Origin of the sequence: Rubritepida flocculans DSM 14296, assembly GCF_000425365.1 — a bacterium.
Taxonomy (GTDB): domain Bacteria; phylum Pseudomonadota; class Alphaproteobacteria; order Acetobacterales; family Acetobacteraceae; genus Roseococcus; species Roseococcus flocculans.
The window spans coordinates 1-7,093 of record NZ_AUDH01000053.1 but is presented as its reverse complement, the minus strand read 5'-3'; the positions used below and the strand labels follow the sequence as shown (position 1 = coordinate 7,093).

The following is a 7,093-nucleotide window of genomic DNA, read 5'->3' as shown; positions in this document are numbered from 1 at the left end:
CTGCGGTTGGCGTCGATCGTGTAGGAAAAGGCGAACTCCGCCGGCGCGTTGTCCTGCGCCTGCGTCAGCAGCGTGCTGTCGGCGAAGCGCGCGGTGATCTGCCCGGTGGCGCGCGCGATGCCGGGATCCACCCCCTCCACCTTCCGGTCGGCGCGGATGGTGCGCACCATCTCCATGCCGTTGGCGTAGGTGAGCCGCGCGCCCGTCACCTGGGCGAGCGCCGCGCCGTTCCGGCTGATCGCCCCCTGCGCCTTGTGGAAGGCGGTGTAGGCGGCGCTGGTCGGCGTGCCGCCGGCGCTCGTGCCGCCGCGCGTCGAGCCCTGCCCCATCAGCCCGAAGGTCGCGGTGGCGGGGCCGGTCGGCGAGAAGTCGAGCTCCAGCGTGTCGGCGCGCACGCCGGTGCAGAGGTCGTAGGACGGCACGTCCGGGTAGCCGATCTCGACGCTGTTCGAGGGCAGCGCGGCGGCGCCCGAGCCGAAGCTGTGGACGAAGTTCGGGCTGGTGCCGGTGGTGGTGGGGGCCCCAAGCAGCAGGCGGAGCCAGTGGCCGATGTTGACGAGGTCCAGCGGCACCACCGCCTGGCCCTGCACCGTGACGGTGTCGAGGAAGGGTGCCGCCGGATCGCGGCTGGAGCCCACGCCGATGACGTCGGCGTCGAGCAGCGGCTGCTCGGCGCCGAGGTCGCAGGAGAGGAAGGGCAGGCGCATCCAGCCGCCCGCGGGCGCGGTGCCGTAGGTCGCCTCGGGGCTCATGAGCAGGCGGCAATTGGCGCCGATGGCACGGGGCATCGGGGATCTCCGGGATCAGCGGGAAGGGGAAGCGTCAGGCCAGCGGCGAGCCGGCGACGGTGAAGAACAGCGCGACGGGGACGGAGGCGGCGCGGGCGGCGGCGGCGCCCTCGACCTCGACGTCCTCGAACTCGGGCGCGCCGGGCTGCGCCCATTCCACGGCGCCGCCGAGCGTGCGGTCGGCGGTGACCGCGGCGGCGATGGCCACCAGCAGCGCGTCGAGGAGCGTGCTGCGCGCGGCGGACATCGCGCCGGCGACGGTGACCTCGACCTCGGCGCGATGCTCGATGGCCCAGGCGAGCGGCGAGAGGATCGCCGTCTCCTCCACGGTCTCGCCATCACGGACCACGACCAGGCCACCGGGCGGCAGGCGCTGCGGCACGGTCTCGCCGCGCAGCACCAGCGGGGCGGGATGGCGCGATGCCAGCGCCGTCGCGAGCCGGGCGTGCAGGGCGGCGATCGCGGCCTCGCGGAGGCTCATGCCCAGCCCAGCAGGGAGGCGACGAAGCGGCCGCCGACCCAGGTGATCGCCAGGGCGAGGCCGATGCAGAGCCAGCCGAGCGCGGAGAGGACAAGGAGCAGGAACAGACTGGCACGACGGCCCATCATGGCGCCTGCCTCCCGCTCTCGCGCTCCCAGGCCGCCACGAAGCGCCGCGGCAGCCGGCGCAAGCCACGCTCGGCGGCCCCCTCCACGTCCAGCCGCTTGGCGAGCTTCACCTGCGGCAGCAGCAGGAACATCGGCACCATCCCCCGCGCGAGCATCTCGCGTGCCCAGGCCTCGCGGCCCTTGCGGTTGGCGGTGCCGATCTCGGCGAGGCCGCCGGCGATGAGGCGGGTCCGGCGGCGCCCGGTCTGCTCGCCCTGGCGCAGCGGCAGGCACCAGACGAAGCCTCGCCCAGACCTGAAAGGGCGGAGAAAGCCCTGGCCGGAGGCCACCATCTGCGCCGGGGTCACCCGCATCCCCTTCTCGCCGCGGCCGCGGCGCCCCCGTGCCGCGTTGAAGCCGGTCGGGATGGCGAGGAACCTGCGACCGCCCCTGGCGCGGATCAGCGCGCCGCGCTCGAAGGCGTCGATGACGTTGGGCACCTTGGTCCAGACCAGGCCGGCGGGGCGGAGCGACTGCCCCGCGCGGGGAAAGACCTGCGAGCGCCAGGCATGGGCGATGCCGCGGGCGTTGCCGCCGAAGCTGCTGGTGACCTGCTGGCGGAGCTCCTGCTTGACCTGCTCGGTCTCGGCGCGGATCGCCGTCATCGCCGCGCGCTCGCCGGCGCGGACCTCGGCCGCGAGCACCTGGCGCAGGTCGCCGAGGATGGTGGCCGCGAGCCTCACGGCGTGCCGCCGCCCGGCGGCAGGCCGGTGCGGTGGCGGATGATGGCGACGGCGAGGTCATGCAGCGCCGCCTGGCCGAGGTAGCCGAACACGAAGGCGAAGAGGAACCGGCCGTACTCGTTGAACTCGAGGAAGCCGCCGAGCGCGTAGCCGGCGCTGCCGACCAGCGCGGCGGAGGGCACCTCCCAGGCCAGGCACCAGCCGAGGCGGCGGCGATCGGGGTTGTTCCAGCGCACGAAGCCGCCGGCGAGCCCGGCGGCGGCGCCGAGCAGCAGGTCGCGCAGCACCTCCAGGAGGCTGAGGGCGTTCTGCGGCATGGCGGGCGGGCTCCTATCGCTGGCAGAGGACGCGCCAGGCGATGCCGGCGGCGTCGCGCTCGGCGTGGCTGACGGTGAGCAGGTCGGGGCCGAGGGCGAAGCGGTCGCCGGCGGCGAGGTCGGGTAGGACGGCGATGGGAACCGAGAGGATGTCGGTGGCCGAGAGGATCTCCGTCCCGAAGGCGTCGGCCACGCGGTCGGGCGAGGAGCGCAGGACGCGGACCGCAACTGCAGGTCCGATGCCGCCCTGGCGGTAGACGGCGTCCACCCCGAGGTTCGGATCGGCGACGAGTGCCGCCATCGCATCCGCGAAGGCGCTCATCGCCCGCAGGCCCCGCGGATGCGGGCGCGCAGGTCGCCATAGTCGTCGATCATGCGCGCCAGCACCGCGCCCGCCGGCAGCGCCGCCAGCTCCTCCGCTGCCTGCACCTGCACGGCATGGGAATACGGCACCAGCGCCAGGCAGGCCGGTTCAGAACCGGCCGGCGCGCAGGCGCTCAGCAGCGCCGTCAGCGCGATACTCGGCAGACGCTGCATCGACCCTCTCCCTTGCCTGCAAGGCATCCTGGACCGCCTGCCGTTCCGCCTCGACGCGGCCCTGCCGGCGGCCCACGGCCAGCAGGGCCAGGACCGCGCCCGCCCCCGCGAGGACGGTCGCCGCCCAGCCGCCGATGCGGGACCACAGGGCGGCAAGCAGCGCGGTCATGCCGGCCTCTGCAGACGCCAGAGCAGGACGCCGAGGATGGCGGCGAGGATCATCGCGATGGCGACCATCGGCGCGAGGCCGCCGAGCGCCTGGAGGGCGGGCGCGGCCTGGGCCGCGACGGTCGCCACACCAGCCGCGCCGACCACCACCGCGCCACGGCCTGTGCCGGTGCCGGTGGCGACCTGCCGCAGCGTCGTCGGTGCGGGCGGCGGCACCCCAGCCAGGGTCAGGGCGCGGTCGATGACGGCGGCCGGATAGGCCAGCCCGGCGCATTCATGGGCGATGATGGCTTCGACCATGGGGCGGAGCTGGTCGTGCCGGTGCAGGTCGACCGGCTCCTCCGCGCCGACGCCCATGCGCCGCGCCACCGCCGCCACATAGGCACCGGTGTCGTTCTCCCCGGGCGGCGCCCAGCGGGTGATGATCCCCTGCACCGTCCGCAGGCCGTGGCGGTCCTGGTAAGTGGTGAGCAGGGCGGCCAGGGCGCGGATGCCATGCTCGTGGCTCTCGAACCGGCAGAAGCGTCCGTCCGAGGGTGGGTCGGCGAGCCCCTGCCATCTGTTCGCGGGGACATGCTCGATGTTGCCGGGGTTGCAGTTGCGATAGCCCCGCGTGGCCTTGGGATCGATCCGGCTCATACGCCGCTCGCCGGCACGCGAAGCAGCATCACCCGGACCGTCGCGTCGGCGGCAAGCGCGGCCGCCGTGGCGAGGCCGACCTGGAAGTTGCCGGTGGCGGTGGTGGTGATGCGGCGGTTGGTGTTGTCCCAGAACACCCGGGCGCCCTGGGCGATGGCAAGCGCGGGTTCCTTCGGCAGCTCGAACTCGCCGCGGGTCTCGCACTCGACGCTGGTGTTCTGGGCGGCGTCGGAGGCCGCCACCCCGAAGAAGGCGCCGACCAGCAGGCCCTGGCCGGCGAGGATACCTCCCGAGTAGGGCACCACCATGGGGATGGAGCGCGCGTCGGGACGGAGGCAGTTGCGCATCAGGGAAACTCCTGGATTGGTGATGGAGAACGGCCAGGGCCTGTGGTCCAGGGTCCTTGCAGAGAGTAGTGTATTTCACTACTCTCTCGCCCATGGACGAGATCATCTCGGCGACCGAAGCCAATCGCTCCTTCTCCCACCTGCTCCGGCGCGTCCGGGAGGAGGGAAAGGCCTTCACCGTGACCTCGCATGGCGAGCGTGTCGCCCGGCTGCTGCCCTGCCAGTCGGGCGATGCGGATCGGCAGGCTGCGCGCGAGGCCCTGCTGCGCCGCCTGACGGAGCAGCCGGTGATGGACGTCGGCCGCTGGACCCGCGACGAGCTCTACGAGCGCTGAGGTGCGGGTCGCGCTCGACACCAACGTGCTGGCCTATGCCGAGGGCGTGAACGGCCAGGATCGGAAGGACATCGCGCTCGCCCTGCTGCGCGACTTCGCCGAGCACGAGCTGATGGTGCCGGCGCAGGCGCTCGGTGAGCTGTTCGTCGTGCTGACGCGCAAGGCAAGGCGAGAGGCGGCGGTCGCCCGGGACGCCGTGCTGAGCTGGTCGGACAGCTTCCCGCTGATCGACACCACGCCGGCGGTGATCCACGAGGCGATGGAGCTGGTGACGGCCCATCGCCTCGGCTTCTGGGACTCGGTCATGCTGGCCGGCGCCGCGCAGGCGGGCTGCCGAACCCTCCTCTCGGAGGACATGCAGGACGGCTTCACCTGGCGCGGCGTGACGGTGCGCAACCCGTTCGGCAGGGCGCCGGACTGAAGGTGCGCCTGATCAGGTGCCTGGGTTGAACCAGGCGCCGCGCCAGTCGATGGCGCCGACGCCGAAGTCGAAGATCACGCTGACCTCGACGCCGTCCGCCCCCTGCACCGGGCCGGTGGTGACCTGCGGCCCCTCGGCGCCGTTGAGGTAGCCGTAGACGTAGACCGGCGCCGCGGCCGGGTCGGAGAACAGGTACCAGCGGTTGGCCGGGATCAGCGGCTCGACCACCGGCTGCACGAAGCCCGCGAAGACGTTGGCCTTGGCCGTCTCGCTCGCCTGCACGACCACCGTCGCCTGCCGGGCGGCGAGCTCGAGGTTCGGCCCGACCAGCAGGCGCATGGTCTGGCCCATCGAGATCGGCAGCCCGTCCAGCGTGCGCTGCCTCATGATGGCGGCGCGGCCGGCGCCGATGGTCGCGGTGTCGAGCGGCGTGCCGGTGCCGGCCTTGTTGGCCCGCGCCGCACCGGTGGCGAACACCGGCGCGCTGCCGGTGGTCAGCGTCGGGCCGTCGCCGTTGGCGCTGTTGAGCAGGTTGTAGGCGGTGGCGTTCTCGAACTCGGCGACGCGGCGGCCGATCATGGAGGCGAAGTCGGTGAAGGCGCCGAGGTCATCGTTGACCAGCATCGGCCGGGTGACGCGGAGGCGCCGGGCGAAGGTCTGGAGCAGGACGATCTCCTGGCTCTCCGACATGGTGCCGACCTGGATCTCGCCGTTCTCGGCGAGGGGGAGCAGGGTCGGGAAGTCGCCGATGCGGAGGTGGCGGTGCGGCTTGAAGTCGCGGAAGTCGCGGCGGAGGAAGATCTGTCGGTAGGTCGGCTGCGCCGGCTGGTAGGCGGCGAGCAGCATCTTGTTGGCGGCAGCGGCGAGCAACAGCGGGAAGTCCGAGCTGGTGTGGAAGGCGCGCTCGGCGAGCAGCGTCGGGTTGCGCGGCGGGTTGCGCTCGCCGCGGCGGGCGAGCAGCTCGCGCAGCATGTCGGAGGGGCGCCAGCCGAGGAACTCGGCGTGGCGGCCGTTCCCCTGCGGCTGGTAGCCCGGCATGGCGCGGGCGGCGAGCGCCTCGGCCATGGCGTCGAGGAGCTGCGCTGGGTCGTCCTGGGCGGGGCCGGTCTCCGGGCGGGCGGGGATGGACGGGCGCGGACCCTGCGCCACCAGGGCGTCGAACAGGGCACGGCGGGCCTGGTCGCCGGTCCAGCCCTGGGCGATGGCCTCGGCGCGGATCGGGGTGATGCGCTCGGCCGGCAGCAGGGCGCGGGCGGCCTCGACGGCGGCGTCGATGCCGGCGATGCGCTCGCGCTCGGCGCGGCTCGCCTCGGCGCGGACGGCGTCGAGGTCCGGTGCGGCGCGGGTGGGTTCCGGAGCCGGGGGGCTGGGCGTGGTGGTCACGGGGGTCTCCTGGGGTGGGCTGGGCGGCGCAGACGGCGCGGGAACGTCCCGGGCGGCCGGCGCGGCCGGGGTCTCCGGCGTCGTCTCGGGCATGGGGACGTCCTCGTCGGGCAGGGCGGGTTCAAGGGCGATGGCGGGCGCGCCCTGCGACGCCTCGCCGCGCACCGCCGCATCGCGATCCACCGGGACCGGCACGACGGAGATCTCGAAGGGCTCCCAGTCCACCGCGCGGTGGACGGTCTCGCCGGTGGCGGGATCGGGCCGCGGCTCGTAGCGGTGCACGCGATAGCCGACGCTGACCGCGCGGAGCGTGCCATCGGCGATGCGCTGCCAGACCGGCTCGACGTCGGCTGCCGTGCTGAACTGCAGCGTGGCGTAGCCGCGGCCGCGCTCGAGGCGGGCGGCGGTGACGCGGCCGAGCACGTCGCGCGCCCCGCCGCGGCGGTGGGTGTCGAGCACGGGAGCGTGGCCGGAGCGCAGCGCGTCCATGCGCACCGCGTTCGGCGACATCTCCAGCTCCTCGGTGATCAGGCCGAGGGCGGGGACGAAGTTGCGGGCGCGGGCGCCGGTGCTCCACACCACCTCGACGGTGCGGGCGGCACGATCGACGGTCGCCGGTGCCGTGATGGCGCGCTGCGCCAGGATGGGCGCAGCAGCGCTCTCCGGCGCGGCATCGCTGCCGGCCGGTTCGATGATGTCCGTCATGGTCAGCCCTGGGGTGCTATGTCTCGGGGCGGCGCTGCGGCGCCGGTGGCGGCGATCTCGACCGCGGCCATCTGCGCGGCGTCCTGCGCCGCACCGGACTTCGCGACCCGGCGCGGATCGGT

12 protein-coding genes are annotated in these 7,093 nt (G+C 74.0%); 2 read left to right on the top strand and 10 right to left on the bottom strand.

The genetic code is table 11. The features are described from left to right. From H596_RS0118480 to H596_RS0118435, 9 genes are all read right to left on the bottom strand, one after another. Positions 1–788, bottom strand: a 788-nt coding sequence (locus H596_RS0118480) for a phage tail tube protein (RefSeq protein ID WP_037302033.1), incomplete at its 3' end; no start/stop codon positions are given. A gap of 34 nt (positions 789–822) precedes the next feature. Next, positions 823–1,269, bottom strand: a complete 447-nt coding sequence (locus tag H596_RS0118475; RefSeq protein ID WP_027286129.1) for a hypothetical protein — start codon at positions 1,267–1,269, stop codon at positions 823–825. Then, positions 1,266–1,397, bottom strand: coding sequence for a hypothetical protein (locus H596_RS24910; RefSeq protein ID WP_281168397.1), 132 nt, complete (start codon positions 1,395–1,397; stop codon positions 1,266–1,268). Before H596_RS24910 ends, H596_RS0118475 begins: the two co-directional genes overlap by 4 nt. Continuing rightward, on the bottom strand, positions 1,394–2,119 hold the full coding sequence (locus H596_RS0118465) for a DUF6441 family protein (protein WP_027286128.1): 726 nt from the start codon (positions 2,117–2,119) through the stop codon (positions 1,394–1,396). Before H596_RS0118465 ends, H596_RS24910 begins: the two co-directional genes overlap by 4 nt. Beyond that, a complete protein-coding gene (locus tag H596_RS0118460; protein WP_027286127.1) occupies positions 2,116–2,436 on the bottom strand; it encodes a phage holin family protein in 321 nt (106 codons plus the stop codon). The genes H596_RS0118465 and H596_RS0118460 overlap by 4 nt, the downstream gene beginning before the upstream one ends. Before the next feature lie 13 nt (positions 2,437–2,449). Continuing rightward, a complete protein-coding gene (locus H596_RS0118455; protein ID WP_027286126.1) occupies positions 2,450–2,758 on the bottom strand; it encodes a head-tail joining protein in 309 nt (102 codons plus the stop codon). A gap of 150 nt (positions 2,759–2,908) precedes the next feature. After that, on the bottom strand, positions 2,909–3,142 hold the full coding sequence (locus H596_RS24270) for a hypothetical protein (RefSeq protein WP_027286125.1): 234 nt from the start codon (positions 3,140–3,142) through the stop codon (positions 2,909–2,911). Further along, the gene (locus H596_RS24465) at positions 3,139–3,780 is read right to left on the bottom strand and encodes a hypothetical protein (RefSeq protein WP_027286124.1); all 642 of its coding nucleotides are present in this window, start codon (positions 3,778–3,780) and stop codon (positions 3,139–3,141) included. The genes H596_RS24270 and H596_RS24465 overlap by 4 nt, the downstream gene beginning before the upstream one ends. Then, positions 3,777–4,127: a DUF2190 family protein gene (locus tag H596_RS0118435; RefSeq protein ID WP_037302030.1), complete on the bottom strand. Its 351-nt coding sequence runs from the start codon at positions 4,125–4,127 to the stop codon at positions 3,777–3,779. Before H596_RS0118435 ends, H596_RS24465 begins: the two co-directional genes overlap by 4 nt. A gap of 92 nt (positions 4,128–4,219) precedes the next feature. On the opposite strand from H596_RS0118435, the gene H596_RS0118430 reads away from it, so the two are divergent. Together H596_RS0118430 and H596_RS0118425 are read left to right on the top strand one after the other, a co-directional pair. Then, complete coding sequence (locus tag H596_RS0118430) at positions 4,220–4,462, top strand: type II toxin-antitoxin system Phd/YefM family antitoxin (protein WP_027286122.1); 243 nt, start codon at positions 4,220–4,222, stop codon at positions 4,460–4,462. A gap of 1 nt (position 4,463) precedes the next feature. Next, positions 4,464–4,883, top strand: a complete 420-nt coding sequence (locus H596_RS0118425) for a PIN domain-containing protein (protein ID WP_027286121.1) — start codon at positions 4,464–4,466, stop codon at positions 4,881–4,883. A gap of 12 nt (positions 4,884–4,895) precedes the next feature. On the opposite strand, the gene H596_RS0118420 is transcribed toward H596_RS0118425, so the two are convergent. Then, positions 4,896–6,971, bottom strand: a complete 2,076-nt coding sequence (locus H596_RS0118420) for a prohead protease/major capsid protein fusion protein (protein ID WP_027286120.1) — start codon at positions 6,969–6,971, stop codon at positions 4,896–4,898. Positions 6,972–7,093: the final 122 nt, after the last annotated feature.